We start from the raw sequence: 18,366 nt of genomic DNA, 5'->3' as shown, positions 1-18,366 counted from the left end.
CGGCCGACAGGCCCGTGATCCGACGGCTGCTGACGATCGCTGCACGAGTCACGGTCCCCACCACCCCACCATGATCGACCATCCGTGGCTCGACGCCTCACCGCCTACCGTGCACGAGCTCGCTAGTCATCGCGGGTGCTTCGATGCTCCTCGCGCCACTTGTGCATGCTGAAGAGTCCTCACCGGTGCCTGCCGCGAAAATTAAACCACCGTATGTTTCTTCTCCTCCCCTCAAGGCAACTCCGGGTATCTGAGCTGGGTTCAGCTATATACCGAGGGCTGTCCAGGGCTGCTGGCCTCGAGCGGGGGATCACTGAGCTTCTTCAACTCGGGGTCGGCCGGAGGCGCTCAGGAGGGTCTGACCTGCACAGACACTTCAGGTGGGTCACTCGATCGGTGGGCAAGCTGAAGAAGCTCACTGAGCCTCTTTCATCCTCTGTATCCGCAGATCAGGAGGGTGTGGACCGCAGCGACGATGCGTCCGATGCGGTTGGTCGAGCATCGAGCTCGACGAAGTAGGCGCCACGTTTTCAGCTGCGCGAAGGCACGTTCGCCCGGGGCACGCAGGCGGGCGTGGTCTCGGTTGTACTGCTGGTAGTGCTCGGGCAGTTCGTGGTGGCGGTAGTAGGGGGTGCGGACGGTGGCGCCGGCGCCCTGGTAGGCGCGGTCGGCCAGGACGAGGATCTGCCTGGTCAGGCAGTTCTCGATCACGCCGTGAGCGCGGGCCGCGGTCAGATCGTGAGTGCGTCCGGGCAGGGCACGCGAGAACCACAGAGGTGTGCCGTCGGGCGCGGCGATGACCTGCAGGTTCATGCCGTGCTTCTTGTGTTTCTGGGAGTAGTACGGCTCGTCTGCCGCGACCCGGTCGGTGGGAATCAGAGTGCCGTCCAGGATCACGAAGTCGTCCTCGCCACGCCCGGTCAGGGCCTCACGCAGGCCGGGCGCCCAGACGGCAAGGACGTCGACCGTCTCGTCCACGTAGCGCCAGGCTGTCGTTTCTGAGATGCCGAACCCGGCGCCGAGCTGGGCGAGCGTGTCGTTCTTCCGCAGGTGGGCGAGCGCGAGCAGGGCCTGCCGGAAGCAGTTCAGCTTCCGCCAACGGTGCCTTGTTCACACCTTCGGGCGTAGATGAGCCAGGAGACATGCTCGACCAGCTCGTGCGTGGCCCGCAAAAACACTGGCCCCACCTCCACAGCCCGGGCCCGTGCGGCCATAGAGCATCCCCGGCAGCACGAAGCCCCGGCCCGGAGAAGGGGTCAGGGCTGGCTGGAGCGGGCCGGTGTGCTGTGCCGGGCGGGGCGAGGGGCCTGCGGAGCTGGAGGAGCTGCTCGGCTGGATCGGCGTGCGGGACCGGCGGCTGGGCCATGAGCACAGCGACCGGTGGATGCGGGTACTTCTCGCGGAAGCCTCGGGCGAACCTGCTGCTGGAGACGCTGCACCGCGCGAGCCGGGAGCTGCGGGACGACGACCCTCGGGGGCTGGCGTGGGATCCGGCACTGGCTGAACGTCAAGGTGCCGAGAACGTCGCGGAGATCGTCTGCCGCAACGCCCTGGCGGAGCAGGCCGTAGCCGTTGGGCTCGCGGGCTCCCCCGGGGAGCTGGATCCGGCGCAAGCCGAGCTGGCCGAGCTGCTGCTGTGGGGCATGCAGAAGGGGCTTGCTGACACAGGCGCGGGTGCGCCGGATCGCGGCCGAAGTACGTGAGGAGTCCCGGTCTGCGGCCCAGCAGGCGGGAGTTTCGGCGGTGACATGGCGCAAGCGGCGCAGCCGCAGCGTTGCGCGGCTGCGGTCGGTCGCGGAGCAGTGGGTGCAGGCGGCGTGATGCTCCTCGGTCGTGGAGTCCCTGGCCGCAAGCGGCGCGCTGCCGGCGGCCGACGCGGAGCCGGGCGAGTCGAAGGAGCCGGAGGGGCTGTTCGCCCCGCGTCGGCTTCCGCCGCCGAGGCCGGGCGAGACCGCGGTCCGGTGGAGCCGTCGGGGTCATTCCCAAATTTGGGAATGACGTCCTGGACGTGCTCGTGGGCGGCGTGGCACCGGCTCTCGTCATCGGCCACCGCCATCGGTCACCGCGATAGGTCACGGCCGGGGCCGGGGCTGTGGTGAGTGCCGCCGACAGCCTCACCACAGCCGGTCACTGGACGCCCACGGCCTGCATCTCAACCACGCGAACGGTAAACGCAGTCTCCCGGACCTCGGTCAGAATGCCCGCGTCACCAAGCGCGGGCGCGGACCACTCCACGGCCCACGTCGCGATCGCACGGCCCGCGAACCGCTCGCCAGGCTTATCACGGGCGGCGCGCTCATAGAGGTGGCCGCACGTCGGAGACGGGTCCGCGTAGTACGACGCCTGATACGGCGTCCCCGGACCCGCACAGGTGACAGTCTTCCCGTCGCCCATGTCCCAACGCACCGAGGAGACCTTCGCCATCGCGGTCACGGTCACACCGCCGGCCGTCGCGGACGCGGACACCGGACCGAACGTCGACGGCGAGCGGGCGACCCACATCCACATCGGCATCCCGACCAGATACGTCCCCGCCGAACGCGACGAAGCCACCACCGGACAGACCGAGTCCAGAGGCCGGGCCTGCCATTCGGCCATGCCCTCCATCACCGAGTCGGTGATCGTGGAGATGGTCTGCTTCGACACATCGGCGCCGTAGACCTCGGCCAGGTGCGCGGAAATCCCGCCGTGCGTGAGGCCCTTCGCGGACAGCAACAGGACCATCTCATCGACGCCGGTCAGCCGGCGCTGGTGCTTCTTCACGATCTTCGGTTCGAAGGCGCCGGCCCGGTCTCCCGGCACCTCGACGGTCACCGGGCCCACATCGGTGACGACCGTTTTCGTCCGCTTACCGTTGCGGGAATTCGATCCGTTCTTCCCGGCCGGGTCATGCCGGCCATAGCCGAGGTGGTCGGTCATCTCGCCCTCAAGAGCCGACTCCAGCAGCCGCTTCGTCAGCTGCTGGAGCAGCCCGCCCTCACCCGTCAGCTGCAGACCCTCAGCCTGAGCCCGGGAGACAAGCTCCTCCACAAACCGGTCGTCCGCCGCAGCCGAGCCGGCCTCGGTCCCTAACTTTTCACTGGTCACAGGTGCATCTTCTATGAGTCGGATACACCGAATTTCTTACAGTCCCGCGGCTACATCGAGCCGACGCAGGTATCGGCTGTGAGCGCTGACTGAGCTTCTTCAACTCGGGTTCGGCCGGAGGCGCTCAAGAGGGTCTGACCTGCACAGACACTTCAGGTGGGTCACCCGATCGGTGGGCAAGCTGAAGAAGCTCACTGAGAAAACTCCGCACGACAGGCAAGCCGCTGACCCGCTGGTTGTGGTGGCATCGAGGGTCACGCGGTGGGCGTGGGTGGTGATGGTGTTGCCGGCACCAGGATGCCCTTGACGGTCCGGTAGGAGGGATCACCGACCACGACCGCTTTGTGGAAGGCCGCTTCGAGCCTGGTGTCGCCGTAACTCTTCCGCAGTCCGAGCAGCCCCTGGGCGGCCCGGACGGCGTACAGGGCGAGCGTGTCGGCTTCGCCCTGGTCTGCGGTCAGGCCCCAGCGCAGCTTGGTGCCGACCCACTCGGCGACGTAGCCGCAGGTAGCCCCCAGGGCCGACGGCATCCACTCGTGGGGGTCCTGGTCGGCCTTCTGACGGTTCGACCGGGCCGAGACCGCGACGAGAGACGTTGCTACTTCCTGGTCGTTGGCGTATGCCTCGCGCCGCTTGGCGTCCCAGGCGGATGCGCCGGAGTTCATGTACCCCCGATGTGTCAGGCGCAGGAGGCAGTCCCGGCTGGGAAGCACGGGACCGCCGCCTGCAGCCGACAAGGGGCAATGTCGGCGGATACCGCGCCGCGGCTACCGTGATCACCCCCGTGCGTGAGAGCCCGCCCGAACCGCCCGGGGGCCTGTTTCAGTCCTGGAGGACGGGTGGGGTCCAGGGCGACTGGCTTCTGAGGCGGGTGAGTGTGTAGCGCAGGCGGGGGCGCATGCCTGCGAGGTGCAGGGCCGTGCCTGCGGCATGGGTGCGGCCGGTGAGCCGGCGCAGTGTGTGCAGGCCGGTCAGGTCGCAGAAGCTGAGTCCGGTCAGGTCGAGGCAGAGCACGCCCGGGTGTCCGGCCAGTGCGGCTGTCACCGCCTGGTCCACCAGCGGGGCGGTGGCGATGTCGAGTTCCCCGTCGAGGCGGAGCAGGACGGTATGGCCCCACCACACGGTGTGGGCCTGCAGCAGTTCCTCCGCCCGCACTATCACCTCAGGTTCTCCGGGGAACAGGAGCGTCTTGCGCCTTCTCAGTTCAGTGGTGGGTTCAGGCTGCGCCGAAGTCGGCCCAGTGGTCGATCAGCCCGTCGGGGCCCGTACCGGTCCCGGCAGGTCCGGCCAGCGCGGAGATGATCACGTCGCCGCGGCCGTGTTCACCGTCGGGCCGTTCGGCCGCCCAGTTCGCGGATACTGAGCCTGTGCCGGTGCGGGGGCCGCCGTCGGTGACGTGGACCTGGACCCGGCCCGATCCGTCCGCGGTGATGCGCAGGTGCAGGGTTACCGGGGGGAGCGCGTGGGTGACGGCGTTGGTGACCAGTTCGGAGACCACAAGAAGAATGTCATAGACCCGCTCCCCGTCCAGACCCCAGCCCTCCAGCACCGGACGGACCGCGTGCCGGGCGGTGGCCGGAGCGAGCGGCCCGTGATCCAGCGGCAGACCGAACACACGCCCGCCGGGCGGCAGAGCACGCAGCGCGGAACGCTGCTGTCCGCCCGGGAAGACCGTGGTCGTCGTCATCAGGATCACTGCCTCTGTCCAGTGGGGCCGGGTTCTCTGGTACTTCCAGCACACTCCCCTACAGCACAAAACACCTGAGCAAGCAATACCCAGAACGGGAAAAGATGGATACTCAGGATGCTAGACGCGTGCGGAGCTCTACCGCGAGAGCCGGAGCCGTTGCGGACGCCGCAGACGGACCCGCACAGCCACGACACCTCCACACTCTCGCGAGCGCTGCCGGGCCGGACCCACGACCTGACCACGGCCCGCGCCCACGGCATCATCCAGGCATGCCTGACCAGAGAGCCGGCGTCGCCGCGGTCCGCATACCACCGTGGCACTACCAGTAGTACAACCACGACGACGCCCAGCCGTCCGGGGCCGAGCGTATCCTCCAGGGGCTGCGGTCTGGTGCCGGGACCGCCGCGTGGGCCGGAAGAGCGTCAACGACCGCTCAACACATCCGAACGGCCCAAACCTACGTGCCCGGCGGCCCGGCCTAACCGTTGGAAATCCGACACGTGCCCCCGGCCCTGCCATCTGGGACCGGACCCGTGTGACGGCCCTGCCACCACGCCCGGCGGCAGGGCCGTCGTCATTCCCCCAAGGAGAACGTGGGCGCACGCCGCCAGCCGGAGTCCGGGAGATACCGCCGAGAACCTCGAATAGCCGCTGGCAGCCTCGGGGTCGCAGCGCCCGGGCGACAGCGAACACACATGTTCACGGACGCGCGGAGTCATGCCTCCGACGGTGCGCTGGGAGACGCCGAGGAGCTGCGCAACGGCCTTGGTGCTGCCGTGGTGCTGCTTGACGAGGTAGCGGACCCGGGAGCCGGCGGACTTCGGGATCGGGCGGGTAACCGCGCCCTCGAGCGCGCCGTGCAGAACGGCATCGATGGTCATGTCTGGTCCTCAGGTGGGTCTGGCCTCTGGGTGCCGGAGGGCCGAGTGAAGTGGAGGCGCTGTACGGTGATCTGAGCGGCGATCAGGCCCTGCCACGCCCGGAAGGAGACTCCGGACGGGGCGGGACGTCAGCGGAGCGCCGTACAGGGGGGGCAGAAGGGTGCGTGCTCGCGCTCGGCTGCCTGAGCAGCAGCAACGGCTGCGTCTCGGGCGGCTTCGGAAGCGGCCTTGGCGCGCTCCGCCTCGATCTTGCAGCGGCCGCAGAGACTGGCTGTCTGTACCGCCCGTCCGCACGGCTTGTCGCCGTGGCCGGGGCAGTCGCCCAACTCCACCGGGGCGGGCGGCTCGGAGCAAACCAGGCAGAGCGTCCCGTCCGCGACCGCAGCCGTCGGCGCAGACCGGCTGTGCGCTGCCAAGGCAGACGGCACACAGATCCGTGTCGGGCAGGGCGAGACGGGGGCACATACGGACAGACTGGCACCTAAAGTGCGGGGGCCACGAATTCCCCACCCTGGAATGGGAGGCGCTCCAAGCAGCGCACAGCTCCCGCTGACCGGCAAGTTTGCCTGGGGACGCCGACGGGTGGGACAGACTGGTTCCAGAAGGATCATGCCCGGCACGACAATGCCGAGAGCAGCGACAACGGCCACTGCCCACCACCACAGAGCGCCCACGAACGCGAGGGTTCCGACGGCGGCGGACACACTCAGGATGACGACCGTCTTGCGGCCCTGTCCGGCGGGCCTTGGCACAGGAGACGCCCTGCTGCATCGGAGTCGTCACCAGGTCGGCCGGACCGTCGCAGAGACGCCGCAGGACTGGCCGAGTCTCCACCGGAGTAGTGGGCAGTTCGGCCGTCCAGTCCCCCATGGCGGCGCGCTCGGCGGTGGTCCGGGCGCGCGGGTCACGTGTGAATGGGTGGACAGCTCTGCCGGAGGTCAGCTCGCCGCGCGCAACGGTAGACCGCGGCCGAAGACGGTGTCGAAGGGATGCGCGTGGCGGGTGCTGACCAGGCGGTAGGCGCCGTCGTGCCGCCGCTCGGCGTCACCGCAGTCGCCGCGATCCGTGCCTGGGCCGGCAGCCCCGAGCGCACCCCCATTCCCACTCGCGGCGCCCGCGGCACCCTCGTCTCGGCCACCGGATCGGGCAAGACCATCACCGCCGCCTGGGCAGCCCGAGACTGCTTCCCCAACGGCCGGATCCTCGTCACCGTCCCGACCCTGGACCTGCTGGTGCAGACCGCCCAGGCCTGGCGGGCGGTCGGGCACCGCTCCCCCATGGTGGCGGTGCTCGCTGGGGAACGACCCGGTCCTGAACGCACTGGGGGTGCGGACCACCACGAACCCGATCCAGCTCGCCCTGTGGGCCGGGCACGGGCCAGCCGTCGTGTTCGCCACCTACGCCTCTCTGGTGGACCGTGAGGAAATCGGCGCTCACGAGGGACAGCGGAAGGTTCGCGGACCGCTGGAGGCCGCGCTGGCGGGCGGAGAGCGCCTCTGCGGCCAGCGCATGGACGGCTTCCACCTCGCCATCGTGGATGAGGCGCACGGAACCGCTGGTGATCTCGGTCGGCCGTGGGCGGCGATCCACGACAACCAGCGGATCCCCGCCGGCTTCCGGCTCTACCTGACCGCGACCCCGCGCATCCTCGCCGCGGCCCGCCCGCAGAAGGGCGCGGACGGCCAGGAGCTGGAGATCGCGAGCATGGCCGACGACCCGGACGGCACCTACGGCGCGTGGCTCGCCGAGCTGGGCCTGAGCGAGAGCATCGAGCGGGAGATCCTCGCGGGTTTCGAGATCGACGTGCTGGAGATCCGCGACCCGTCTCCCGTTCTTGGGGAGTCGGAGGAGGCGCAGCGGGGTCGGCGCTTGGCGCTGCTGCAGGCCGCGCTTCTAGAATACGCCGCGGCGTACAACCTGCGTACGGTCATGACGTTCCACCAGAAGGTCGAGGAGCGGCCGCGTTCGCGGAGAAGTTGCCGGAGACGGCGGCCGAGCTGTACGTCACCGACGCCTCCGACGCCGATCTCTCGGCCGCGGAGAAGCTGCCGAATTCGTCGATCGAGGCCAGTTCTACGAGCTGGAGGCCGGCCGCCACGTCCCGCCGGACCGGGTGTGGTCGGCATGGCCGGCGCGTGCACCGGGCGTTCCTCGCGTCCGTGCGCGTCCTCGGGGAAGGCGTGGACATCACCGGCGAGCGGAGCGTCGAGGCCGTATGCTTCGCCGACACCCGCGGCTCCCAGGTGGAGATCGTGCAGAACATCGGCCGCGCGCTCCGCCTCAACAAGGACGGCAGCACCAAGGTCGCTCGGATCGGCGTGCCGGTCTTCCTGGAGCCGAACGAGGACCCGACCGACATGGTCGCCTCCGCCAGCTTCCGCCCTCTTGTAGCGGTCCTCCAGGGCCTCCGCAGTCATGATGAGCGCCTGGTCGAGCAACTCGCCTCCCGCGCCCTCACGAGCGGGAAGCGCAAGGTGCACGTCCGGCGTGACGAGGACGGGCGGATCGTCGGTGCCGGCGGGAAGGACGACGGCGAGGACCAGGACTACACGCAGGCCGCCGCCGGAGCGGCGGTGCCCAGGAGCCGGTCGACTTCCTTCTCCGTGTTCTCGCGTGCCTTCTCGGGGCTGACAAGCGAGGTCTTCGGGTCGTGGGGCTGCACCCGAATCTTCAGCGCGGCCAGGCTGCGGGCGAGGTCGTCGGCGATGCTGGGCAGGCCCACCACGTTCACATCGCCGCGCTGGCGGGGCGGGGGCAGTTCGTCGGGGTAGCTCTCCAGCGGTTCCAGCGGTTCGTGCAGGTCGGTCAAGGTTCCTCCCGTGTCGGGTGCCAGCTTCCCGATTCTCGATCCGGCGCCCGAAGGCTCGCGGGTGAGTCGCAGATCGGCCACGCCCTGGCCGGTTGCCATCCCTTCACCGGTCGCGGCCCGCTCCCCTGCCCTGGCCGGGGCGGTCCCTGTGGTGCTGCTGGTGGTCCGTGGGCTTGACCACGTCGGCCGGCTGCTCGGGCTTCGCCCGGTCCTCGATGGCGCGTCGGCGGGCGTCGGCCACGCGCGTGAAGGCGGCGAGCCGCTCCAGGTTCTCCGGTGTACGCAGCCACGTCGCCGGGTCGGTAGTACGGCCTCCCAGGTACTCCTCGGGCATCGCGGCCTGCTGGTGGGCGTCGCGGATCGCGTTCTGCAGGACGAGGCTGGCAAGCCGGGCCCGCGCGTACCGGCTCGACTCCCTCGGCTTGCCGTCGGTGCCAGCGATCCACCACCGGTGCGGCCAGGCAAAGTCGGCGGTGTAGGTGATCTGGTCGGCGGCCGGGGTCCGGCGGCCGGGCTGAACAACGGTGAGCTGGCGGCTGTGGCGGGCGAGGGCCTGGTCGGCGATGTAGGTGTCCAGGCCGGGAGGGAAGGCTCGGCCGCGGAGGGTCTCGGCGAGGTGCCGGCGTGCTTCGGCAAGGACGTGGCGGCGGGTGAAGGCACGGCGCACGGTGAAGACGATCGCGGCGACGTCGACGGCGGCGAGCGCGGTGTTTGCCGTCGGTGTCGATACCCCACGCGGCGAGCACGGGCTCGGCCGGAGCGTTCAGGTGCATCCGGAAGTGCGAGGCATCGATGAACAGGTAGGCCAAGGTCACCTCCGACAGGTCACGCTGGCGCCAGCTGTCGTATTCACCACGGATGTTCTGGCAGATGCTGGAGACGGTCGACTTCGACAGTGCCGCGTCCGAGCCGAGGGCTTCGGCGAGGGTGTTCGTGACGTCGCGGGTGGACAGGCCGCGCACGAACGAGGCGATGACCAGGCATTCCAGCGCGTTCGTCCGCGTCACCGTCGCGCCGAACAGGCGGGAGGCGAACTTCTCCGTGGTGCCCCGCAGTTTCGGCTTCTTGATCTTCATCGGTCCGGACGTCGTCTTGACCGTCACCTCACGGTGGCCGTTGCGGTGCCCGGCTCGTGCCGTGGGTGCCGGTTCGTCGCTGGCCGCCAAGACCGCGTCCTGGCCGTCGCCGTCCTCGGCCGGGATGACGTCGGCACGCTGATATCGAGCCCGGCCCAGGAATTCATCGACCTCGGCCTCCAGCGCGGACTGGATGATCAGCCGGGCGCCGAGCCGGGCGACGTCCTCCAAGCAGCCGGCCAGCGGTCGGCCCTCGGCGAACACGGCGTCGATCTCGCCGCGGATGGGATTCTCGGTGGTGCACGAGCGTGGGTCCTTCCGTTACGAACTTTGGTGTCGTTCAGTACGGAAACCTACACTCGTCGCCTTTTACACCACTTTCTGGACGCGCCCTGGTGGGCGCGCGAGGGTGATACGGGTAATGATGGGTGGTGGAGGTGCATCTCATGGATGAACTCGTCGATGTCAATGGGACAGAGATCTGGGTGGAGAGCCGGGGCGAAGGGCCGACGGTGCTGCTGATTGCGGGGCTAGGTGATCCCGCCGAGGCGTGGCAAGCTCAGATGGATGGCCTTTCCGGGCGGTACCGGCTGATTGCCTATGACAATCGAGGCACAGGGCGCACCCCGCTACGGGACGAGCAGCTGTCGCTGGCGGTGATGGCAGACGATGCCATGGGAATTCTCAAGGCGCTCGACGTGGAGAACGTCCATGTCGCGAGCTTTTCGGGCGGCAGCATGGTCGCACAGGAGCTTGCGTTGCGGCACCCCGAGTTTGTCCGGAGCCTCGTGCTGGTAAGCACATGGGCTCGTGAGGACGCATACCTGGCTTCGGTTATCCGGTTCTGGCGCTGGCTTGCGACGGAGGCACCGGATGCGCAAGCCATGCTGGAAGCGTTCCTGCTGTGGATATATACGCCGCGCGCTCACAACGACGGCACTGTTGAGCGGATCATCCATGAGATGCTGCAGTCCCCTCACCCCCAATCGCCTGAAGACTTCCAGCGTCAGCTGGAGGCATTCACGGGGAACGACACCCTCGAGCGCTTGTCGAGGATCGCGGCACCCACTCTCGTCCTAGCCGGCGATCTGGACATAGTCACGCCCCCCCGGTTCGGACGGGTAGTAGCTGAGGAAATTCCGGGAGCGGCCTTCGAAGTACTGAAAGGCGAGGCGCACCGGCCTTTCCAGGAGTCGCCGGAAGCGTTCAACGCGCGAGTTGATGCATTCTGGCAAGCTGTGGACGGATATTGAGCCGGAACTATTTGAGTTGCCTACATGATCGTGTACTGAACTTGATTGAGCCGTTTTCGTCCTGTCGCTGTGGGGTGAAATGGCAGGCCAGCAGGGGTGTGGTGACGAGGCGGGGCTCCTGGTCGTTGCGGTGGTGTTCTCTACGCACCACGCATCGTCCGAGGAGCCCCGCCTGGTCCCGTACCGTGCCACGGCTGATGTCCCGCATGAGCTGGCTGAGCACGTTTCCCGGCTCATCTGCGCACGAAGGTGTGAACGCCGCCCGCGATGGCGGAAGCCCGGCTGCTTCCGCCAGGCCCTGCTCGTACTGGTGCACCCGCGCAAGAACGAGACGCTGCCCGCCCTGGCAGCCGGCTCCGGCGTCCCGACAGCCACAGCCCGGCGCTATGCCAGCGAGACCCCCGACGTCCTCGCGGCGCGGGCGCCGGGCTGGCACGAGGCCCTGACCGGCCCGGGCGAGGGCGACCACGTGATCACCGACGGCACCCTCATCCCCATCGGCCGCATCGCCGCCGACGAGCCGGTACTACTCCATGAAACACCGCAAGCACGGCATGAACGTGCAGGTCACCGCCCGCCCCGACGGCACACCGCTGCGGTTCTCCCGCGCGGCACCCGGCCGCACCCACGACCTGACCGCCGCACGCGCCCACGCATCGTCCAGGCCTGCCCCACCCGGCAGATCCCGTCCTCGCCGACCGCGCCTACCACCACACGTCGGCGAACAGGGCCATCAGCTCCGGCTCGTCGTTCAGCACGCGCCGCGACAGCAGCCGCCTGCCTTCGGCGTCCAGCACCACGCAGTGGTGGTGCGTCTTGCCGATGTCCGTTCCCGCCCAGATCCGAGCCACCTGTTCCTCCGGCCGTTCGACATGCGCTGTTGCTCAGGACGACCTCGCCAGCGTGGTCCTACTCAGCGATGCATCCGCAGGGGCCCGCAGCTCCTAATCAGCGGCCGAGTCGTCGTGAGACTCCGGGCGGCCAGGTGAGGCGAACCATCAAGGGCAACCAACTGAAAGCCACACCCGGAGTCTCTGGGCCTCTGGACCTTCCGACGGCCCGTCCAACCCACCAACAACGTAGGACCAACTGACACGACGTCTTTCAGGTCACGTCCGTCCGGCGGCAGCACTTGCTGCATGCCCGGCCGGGCATGCGACAGATCAGCGCCAGGACACCCGCGGGGTCAGTCATAGCAAGAGTCAGACCACCTCGGCCGGGGCTACCTAATCCTTGCGGGATCCGGTGAGGAAAGACTGACAGTCAGGGCTGCTTTCCACCCTCCCCGGCGCCTCCCGGATCAGGCTGCCCTCCGCTTCGCTGGACTGCTGCGACAGCCCAGCGGCGGATTCCTTCCACCTCCACTCGGTCACACAGCGCCTCGTGGCGCACCAGGTCGTCGTCGAACCCGACGATCATCTCCAGCTCGGCGATCGTCTCATCCTCACGGTCGACGGCCCGCAGCGTGTGGGGCATCGCGCGGGCCGCGTCCGCGATGATGAATGCGTCCCTGACGTCCATCTTCGCCTCACCGGGATAGAGGTCGGCGATCCGCCGCGTCGTCAGCCCGGGCAGGTAGGCAACGGGGCAGCCCATGTCGCGGGCGACCGCCAGCGGCAGGACACCGATCGAGGCCGGCTGGTCAACCACGACCAGCACCGTTCCTTGCCTGGCCTGGAGCTTGGCGAACAATTCGCGGAGCTTGGGTTCTGTGTCGGGAAGCCGTTTGCCGAAGGCTTTCTTGCCGGTCGGAGTCACGGCGGTGGCGTGGTGTTCGCCCTTGCCGACGTCCAGGCCGAGAAAAACGTCGATGTCGCCGGTGTCGATCACGCGCAGGCCCCTCCATCACGCTTTCGTCCGGCTTTGCCTCGGCACCGAGCTGCCGCATCCACGTTACGGAGAGCTCTTCCGGCCTGGGTGAAGCCGGTACTCAAGCCCCTCATCAGCGGTCCGTCGATGCCTCCGATCCCGGTGACACCCCCCGGATCATGAACAACAAGGGGGGGAAGTCATGCCGGACCCGAAGGCCGGAGGCCCCACTACGGAGCCACGAAAACGGTAACGGGGGCTGTGTCAGTCGAAGTTCACGCGTGCCTCACCGACGCCCTGCGGGACGTTCCCGTCACACGAGGAACTGGCCGCGCTCGCTGCGGGCGGTGCTCTTCGAACTCCACGACGAGTGGATCGCCTTCCCCTGTCGCTACCTACCCGAAGGCAGCATGACCGAGTTCTTCCCCCGAGCTCCCCGAAAGCCCCGCGCTACCCACACCACCAACAAGCCCACCGCAAAATCGGCTACACCACGAAGGGGGACATGACTATCTGATGCATAAGCACTGACTGCTCTTGCACGGTTGAGTCGGACTTCCTAATCTGAGTGTCGCAGTCGTGGCGTGGCGAACCTGAATTCCGAGGACCGCGTCACAAGTTCAGATCTGACGACAGTTCAAATAGGGGAGCAATGAATGAATGTCAACTTGCTGCAGATGCTCGGCCAAGAACAATCAGGTACCTTTGCGAAGTGCGGAGAGGGACCGACAGCGGGAACTGTGATAATAATTTGCGGTGCCACGAATCGTTGTGGTGAGGTTACTTGCGGCCCCACCTGCGACTACTCAGTGATCGAAGATTTTCCGGCTCCGTAGACCTTTTTGCTGTTTGGGCAGGCTGATGACCCGGCGTCGCATAGTGTGGACGCCGGGTTCCACAACTCCGGTCGGATGGCGCCGCTCTTAGCTTGTCGTTTAACCTCGCTTGTCACCCGACCTGCTGATCTGCGGTGTTTCCGGAGACGGCGGTGGCGGCCGTTCTCCACGCTTCGAGATGTCGAGTCAGGAAGCTCCGGAGAACGGCCGCTGTGTATGAGTCTGCCTGCCGGGGTGTCCGGACGCGAGGCATTGGGTGTGTTGTCCCGCTTTCGTGTCGAGTTCTACGACTGCCTGTATGCCCGGGCTGACGCGCTCTTCGAGCTGACCGGCGCGGTGCTGTGTGCGGACGGGCCGGTGAACACCCTGGTCGAGCTGCCTTTGACAGCCGGGCACCGGCGTGGACACGGCGCGTTGTATACGGGGTTGAACCGCGGCTGGATCGAACCGATCCGTCTGCGCCGCGCTCTGGCCGGCCTACCGCTTCCGAAGACGGCCGACGGGCGGATCGTGCTGGCCGTGGACGTAAGCAACTGGCTCCGCCCCGACGCTCCCACCAGCGACGACCGGCTGTTCTGTCACGTCTACGCACGCGGCGACCGCGGCAAGGACCAGTTCGTCCCTGGCTGGCCATACTCCTTCGCCGCCGCCCTGGAAACAGGCCGCACCTCCTGGTGCCGGCTACTGGACGCCCAGCGGCCCGGACCCGCGGACGACGAGACACTCCTCACCGCCGCCCAGCTCCACGAGGCCGTTCAACGCCTGGTCCACGCGGGACACTGGAAGCCGGGCGACCCCGAGATCCTGACCGTGATGGACGCCGGCTACGACGTCACCTACCTCTCCCACGCCCTGCGGGACCTGCCCGTCGTGCTGCTCGGACGACTGCGCTCGGACCGCGTCATGCTCCGCGACCCGGGCCCCGCCCGCTCCGGACCCAAGGGCGGAAGGCCACGCCGGCACGGAGGCGTCCTCGCCTTCGCCAAGCCCGACACCTGGCACCAGCCCGACGTCACCACCACCACGGACACCACCCACTACGGCAAGGCAGAGACTACGGCCTGGAACCGGATGCATCCCCGGCTTACCCACCGCGGCCCCTGGATGGAACATGCGGAAAACGAACTGCCCGTCCTGCACGGCACGTTGATGCGCCTGATGGTCGAGCGCCTGCCAGGCAACCGCGACCCGAAACCCGTCTGGCTGTGGTCCTCAGCCACCTCGGCGGACGTGGACCGGTGGTGGCAGGCCTTCCTCCGCCGCTTCGACCTGGAACACACCTTCCGGCTGATGAAACAGACCGTCGGATGGACCACACCGAAGATCCGCCGCGCCGCGACCGCCGATCTGCGGACCTGGCTGATCATCGCCGCACACACCCAGCTCTGCCTCATCCGGCCCCGCGCCGAAGACCTCCGGCGTCCCTGGGAACGACGAACCGAACCCCGTCGCCTCACCCCCGCCCGGGCCAGGCGGGGGTTTCGCAACGTCCGCGCGACCACGGCCCGCCCGGCAGCCGCACCGAAACCCAACCGACCCGGCCCCGGACGACCCCCGGGATCGAAGAACAAGCACCGGGCCAGCCACCACAGCGTTGGCAAAACCGTCAAACGCGCCGAGTCGATCAAGGAACATCAAGCCCCCGCAGAGGTTAAACGACAAGCTTAGTGCCTGATTGAGAACCGGTGACGGTGGGCGGAATGCCTCGTTCGGGTGGTGTGGCTGTGAAGGGCTCGCAGATACGGCAGGGCTCCTGTAACAACAGCGGTTGCGAAGCCAAACCGTTGTCACAGGAGCCCTGTCATGCCGTTGTACCGTTCCCCACTTCCGGTTGCCAACTCGGTTGCTTCATCGGGCTGTCCGTGTCCGGCATGCCGCTTCGGCCGGGGCGCCTGTGAACCGGCGCGTCCGGTGCGCTGCCCGTCTGGCATGAGTGATGCGGAGTGGCAGGTCACCGAGCCTTTGCTGCCCTTGCCGGCCTGGCGGTGGGGCCGGGGCGGCAGGCCGGAGAAGCACTGCCGACGAAAGACCGTCGACGTCATCAGGTATGTGGTCGACAACGGATGCAAGTGGCGGGCCCTGCCTGCCGACTTCCCGCCCCACCCCACCGTGTATGCCTTCTTCACACGTTGGGAACGTGCGCAGTATGCCGACGACCTGCACGACATCCTGCGAGACCGCCTCCGGCGGAGGGCGGACCGGGACATCGAACCGAGTGCGGCGGTGACCGGCTCCCCGTCGCTACGGGCTGCCGAGACCGTGGCTGGTGACAGCCGGGGGTGGGACGCGGGCAAGAAAGCCAATGGACACAAGCGGCATCTCGCCGTCGGCACGCTCGGCCTCATGCTGGTGGTACTCGTCACCGCTGCTTCGGTCCAGGACCGTGACGGCGCTCGGCCGCTGATCTCCCGCCTGCGGCAGATCCACCACCGCATCGCGCTGGTGCGGGCCGACGGCGGATACGCCGGAAAGCTCGCGACCTGGGCGAAAGAGCGCTGGAACCTCACCCTGGAGATCGTGAAACGCAGCGACGACGCCCAGGGCTTCATCGTCCTGCCCCGCCGGCGGGCCGTCGAACGGACCCTTTCATGGATCTGCCGACACCGCCGCTGCGTCCGCGACTACGAACGTCTACCCGCCCACCACGAAGCCATGGTCAAGTGGTCAATGATCATCCTTACGACCCGCCGCCCCGTCCGAACAGCACCCCATCCACACACCACCCCGTGACCGGTTCTCAATCAGGCACTCAGCGTTCCGGGTGCTGAGGGTCCTCCACTGCCTTTGCAAGGTCGTCGGCGGCCGTGCAGGCGGCTTCCAACTGGACCAGGAGGGCGAGCATCTGTTTACCGAGCGCATCTTCGACCAGCAGCGGCTGGTGAGCCCAGTCGGCACGGAAGACCTCCCGGAGCCGCTCGGCTTCGGCATCGATGCCACGCTGGCGGCCGGCCCGCTTGAGCGCGGCCTGCAGCTGCGCGTGGGTCAGCCGCGCGGCTTTGGCTGGTGTCGGGGCGGCTTTCAGGAGCCCGTGCGCCTCGCGGCGGCAGAGGCCGTTGCGCCAGGGGCCGAAGGCTGCGAGGGCAGAGGGGCAGTACTCGCGCAGGAGGGATCGGAGCTGGTTGGAGATCTGCTGGCGGTTCCAGGTGGCGTCCTGCTGGGCTCGAGCGAGCACGGCGATGGCGCGGCCCAGGTCACTGTCCTGGGAGAGGGGCCGATGGGCGTGCATGTCGGTTCGCAGGATGTTGGCCAGGACGAGGGCGTCGCCAGGGTCGGGCTTCTTGCGTGAGACGGAGTGCCGGTCACGGTATCGGGCAGCAGCCATCGGATTGATCGCGAAGACCTGCCGCCTGCCGGTCCTGAGCACGGCCACCAGCAGGCCGCGAGAGGTCTCGATGGCGACCGGAATGGGGCTCTCGGGGCTGTCGTCGTACTCGGCGAGCAGGTCCGGCAGGATCCGGTAGCCGGCCGTGTCGTCGGTGAGGTGGCGCTTGGCCAGCAGCTGGCCGCTGTCGTCGGCCAAGGCGACGCCGTGTGTCTTCTCCGCCCAGTCGATGCCGCAGTAGATCAAGATCCCTCCCAGTAATCCTGCGCGTCTGTGCTGGTCACGAGCTCATGCGGAACCACGCAGCGACCTCATCCCAGGACTCAGCCGCGCTGGCCGGTCCGCCACCTCAGTAGCTGTTCGTGGCACCAGCTCGCCCCGCGGGCCTCTGTCTAAACAGGAGCTCCGAACGGCTCGGGTTTCGCAAGAGGTCACCGTGACGCGGGCTCGCACCACCATCACCAACGAGTGATCAAGCGACGAGTGTTGACGCCTGCAGGTACCGGACGCCGCCGCTCTGCATACGGGCGCAGGGCCAGGTGATGTGCAGGCATCCGTCCGGCACCAGCAAGCATCAACACTCATCACGAGCCGGCTGCCGCAGCGACGCCGGACGCTCTACGCAAAGGCGTCGTGGCCCGGTGTGAGGCAGTCGTCCGTCCAACGCCTGCGGCAGCCAGCTCACGGCGGTGACCGGGAAGATCACGAAACGCGCACGGTCTCACAAGCGCCCTCGGGGGACGGGCTGTCAGTCGGCATCCTCTCGGCACCCACCGGCCACCACCACTCGAACGGTCTGGGCGGGGTCCTCTCCGGCCGAACCGTTCTTGACTCCGGATTAGGTGATGTCGCCGACGTACTCCGTGTCCGGCTCGCCCGCGATCAGGTCCGGAGCCTTGGCCGCGGCGGGGCCGGGGACGGTGGTGCGGTGCCGCCGGCGCAACCGGATCCCTTCGGTCCCCAGAGCCCGCATGATCCTGGCGACCCGCTTGTGGCTGACCGCCTCTCCGCTCGTCTCGCGGAGCCCGGCGGTGATTCTCGGGGCTCCGTAGGTGCCGTCCGATTCCTGGTGCACCACCCGTATCCGGGCGGGCGTCGGCCGCCTGCCGGGCGGCCCGCTCCGTGGCCGTCCGGCGCCAGCAGCAGAAGCCCGAGCGGCTGACGCCGAGGGCGGTGCACAGCCGCTTCACGCCGCAGCGGCGCTGGAGGCCGGCGACACACTGGAAGCGGTTCACCAGCAGGTCTCCCCGGCAGAATACTTCGCCGCCTCGCGCAGGATCTCGCGTTCCTCCCCGAGTTCGCGGACCTTCCTCCGCAGAGCCGCGTTCTCCGCCTCCAGCGGGGCCGGCGGCCGGGCCGCTTCCAGCGTCCGGTGTCCCCGTGGGCGACTTGCCCCGCCAGCCCTCACCCAGTTCCGCAGGGTCTCCGGATTGATCCCCAGACCGGTGGCGGCCGACCTGATCGTCGCTTCGGGCCGCGACACGGACAGCGCGACCGCGTCCGCCTAAAACTCCGGCGGATAGTTCTTCATGACCACGAGATGTCCGTCCTCGAATCCTTAGGATCCAGTGTCTCGTGTGTCCAACATCAGGGGTCAAGGCCC

At 68.3% G+C, this 18,366-nt stretch carries 9 protein-coding genes and 11 pseudogenes; 7 read left to right on the top strand and 13 right to left on the bottom strand.

Features of this window, described 5'->3' with window-relative positions:
• Positions 1-429: 429 nt before the first annotated feature.
• A pseudogene (locus tag ACFQ79_RS36075) lies at positions 430-1,214 on the bottom strand (transposase family protein).
• 150 nt (positions 1,215-1,364) lie between these two features.
• On the opposite strand from ACFQ79_RS36075, the gene ACFQ79_RS36070 reads away from it, so the two are divergent.
• Positions 1,365-1,703 (top strand): hypothetical protein, encoded by a 339-nt coding sequence (locus tag ACFQ79_RS36070; RefSeq protein WP_383591367.1) that lies wholly within the window; start codon positions 1,365-1,367, stop codon positions 1,701-1,703.
• A gap of 847 nt (positions 1,704-2,550) precedes the next feature.
• Here the strand turns inward: ACFQ79_RS36070 and ACFQ79_RS36065 are convergent.
• The 4 genes and pseudogenes from ACFQ79_RS36065 to ACFQ79_RS36050 form a co-directional block, all read right to left on the bottom strand.
• Positions 2,551-3,030: pseudogene (locus ACFQ79_RS36065) on the bottom strand (transposase); the annotation flags it as partial.
• Between the two features lie 473 nt (positions 3,031-3,503).
• A pseudogene (locus ACFQ79_RS36060) lies at positions 3,504-3,749 on the bottom strand (HNH endonuclease); the annotation flags it as partial.
• Between the two features lie 160 nt (positions 3,750-3,909).
• The gene (locus ACFQ79_RS36055) at positions 3,910-4,248 is read right to left on the bottom strand and encodes an STAS domain-containing protein (RefSeq protein WP_383591364.1); all 339 of its coding nucleotides are present in this window, start codon (positions 4,246-4,248) and stop codon (positions 3,910-3,912) included.
• Positions 4,249-4,303: 55 nt separating this feature from the next.
• The gene (locus tag ACFQ79_RS36050; protein ID WP_383591361.1) at positions 4,304-4,774 is read right to left on the bottom strand and encodes an ATP-binding protein; all 471 of its coding nucleotides are present in this window, start codon (positions 4,772-4,774) and stop codon (positions 4,304-4,306) included.
• Between the two features lie 207 nt (positions 4,775-4,981).
• Between ACFQ79_RS36050 and ACFQ79_RS36045 the strand changes: the two are divergent.
• Positions 4,982-5,062, top strand: a pseudogene (locus tag ACFQ79_RS36045) (IS5/IS1182 family transposase); the annotation flags it as partial.
• A 440-nt stretch (positions 5,063-5,502) separates the two neighbouring features.
• Here the strand turns inward: ACFQ79_RS36045 and ACFQ79_RS36040 are convergent.
• Positions 5,503-5,658 (bottom strand): annotated as a pseudogene (locus ACFQ79_RS36040) (XRE family transcriptional regulator); the annotation flags it as partial.
• A 989-nt stretch (positions 5,659-6,647) separates the two neighbouring features.
• Here ACFQ79_RS36040 and ACFQ79_RS36035 point away from each other — a divergent pair.
• A pseudogene (locus ACFQ79_RS36035) lies at positions 6,648-8,252 on the top strand (DEAD/DEAH box helicase family protein); the annotation flags it as partial.
• A gap of 318 nt (positions 8,253-8,570) precedes the next feature.
• On the opposite strand, the gene ACFQ79_RS36030 reads toward ACFQ79_RS36035, so the two are convergent.
• Entirely contained in the window at positions 8,571-9,134 is a 564-nt protein-coding gene (locus ACFQ79_RS36030; protein ID WP_383591373.1) for a hypothetical protein, read from the bottom strand.
• 100 nt (positions 9,135-9,234) lie between these two features.
• Positions 9,235-9,807, bottom strand: a pseudogene (locus ACFQ79_RS36025) (transposase); the annotation flags it as partial.
• 182 nt (positions 9,808-9,989) lie between these two features.
• Between ACFQ79_RS36025 and ACFQ79_RS36020 the strand changes: the two are divergent.
• Both ACFQ79_RS36020 and ACFQ79_RS36015 read left to right on the top strand, forming a co-directional pair.
• Complete coding sequence (locus ACFQ79_RS36020) at positions 9,990-10,796, top strand: alpha/beta fold hydrolase (protein ID WP_383591358.1); 807 nt, start codon at positions 9,990-9,992, stop codon at positions 10,794-10,796.
• A gap of 130 nt (positions 10,797-10,926) precedes the next feature.
• Positions 10,927-11,519: pseudogene (locus ACFQ79_RS36015) on the top strand (transposase family protein); the annotation flags it as partial.
• Here ACFQ79_RS36015 and ACFQ79_RS36010 read toward each other — a convergent pair.
• Positions 11,510-11,647: pseudogene (locus tag ACFQ79_RS36010) on the bottom strand (transposase); the annotation flags it as partial. The pseudogenes ACFQ79_RS36015 and ACFQ79_RS36010 overlap by 10 nt on opposite strands.
• Positions 11,648-12,188: 541 nt before the next feature.
• Positions 12,189-12,623 (bottom strand): annotated as a pseudogene (locus tag ACFQ79_RS36005) (IS110 family transposase); the annotation flags it as partial.
• 1,034 nt (positions 12,624-13,657) lie between these two features.
• Here ACFQ79_RS36005 and ACFQ79_RS36000 point away from each other — a divergent pair.
• Together ACFQ79_RS36000 and ACFQ79_RS35995 are read left to right on the top strand one after the other, a co-directional pair.
• Positions 13,658-15,109, top strand: coding sequence for an NF041680 family putative transposase (locus ACFQ79_RS36000; RefSeq protein WP_383591355.1), 1,452 nt, complete (start codon positions 13,658-13,660; stop codon positions 15,107-15,109).
• 135 nt (positions 15,110-15,244) lie between these two features.
• Entirely contained in the window at positions 15,245-16,171 is a 927-nt protein-coding gene (locus tag ACFQ79_RS35995) for an IS5 family transposase (RefSeq protein ID WP_383591352.1), read from the top strand.
• Between the two features lie 40 nt (positions 16,172-16,211).
• Here the strand turns inward: ACFQ79_RS35995 and ACFQ79_RS35990 are convergent.
• From ACFQ79_RS35990 to ACFQ79_RS35980, 3 genes and pseudogenes are all read right to left on the bottom strand, one after another.
• Positions 16,212-17,012 (bottom strand): annotated as a pseudogene (locus ACFQ79_RS35990) (IS110 family transposase); the annotation flags it as partial.
• A gap of 589 nt (positions 17,013-17,601) precedes the next feature.
• Complete coding sequence (locus tag ACFQ79_RS35985) at positions 17,602-17,838, bottom strand: IS3 family transposase (RefSeq protein WP_383591349.1); 237 nt, start codon at positions 17,836-17,838, stop codon at positions 17,602-17,604.
• A gap of 156 nt (positions 17,839-17,994) precedes the next feature.
• The gene (locus tag ACFQ79_RS35980) at positions 17,995-18,252 is read right to left on the bottom strand and encodes a transposase (protein WP_383591370.1); all 258 of its coding nucleotides are present in this window, start codon (positions 18,250-18,252) and stop codon (positions 17,995-17,997) included.
• Positions 18,253-18,366 lie beyond the last annotated feature (114 nt).

Source organism: Streptomyces sp. NPDC056480, assembly GCF_042795405.1.
Lineage (GTDB): Bacteria > Actinomycetota > Actinomycetes > Streptomycetales > Streptomycetaceae > Streptomyces.
The sequence above is the reverse complement of the archived record's forward strand: the minus strand, read 5'-3'. Positions and strand labels throughout refer to the sequence as shown.

Coding starts and splice junctions, on each gene's coding strand:
- ACFQ79_RS36070 (WP_383591367.1), top strand. CDS start 1,365: ATGAGCACAGCGACCGGTGGATGCGGGTACTTCTCGCGGAAGCCTCGG.
- ACFQ79_RS36050 (WP_383591361.1), bottom strand. CDS start 4,774: ATGACGACGACCACGGTCTTCCCGGGCGGACAGCAGCGTTCCGCGCTG.
- ACFQ79_RS36020 (WP_383591358.1), top strand. CDS start 9,990: ATGGATGAACTCGTCGATGTCAATGGGACAGAGATCTGGGTGGAGAGC.
- ACFQ79_RS36000 (WP_383591355.1), top strand. CDS start 13,658: ATGAGTCTGCCTGCCGGGGTGTCCGGACGCGAGGCATTGGGTGTGTTG.
- ACFQ79_RS35995 (WP_383591352.1), top strand. CDS start 15,245: ATGCCGTTGTACCGTTCCCCACTTCCGGTTGCCAACTCGGTTGCTTCA.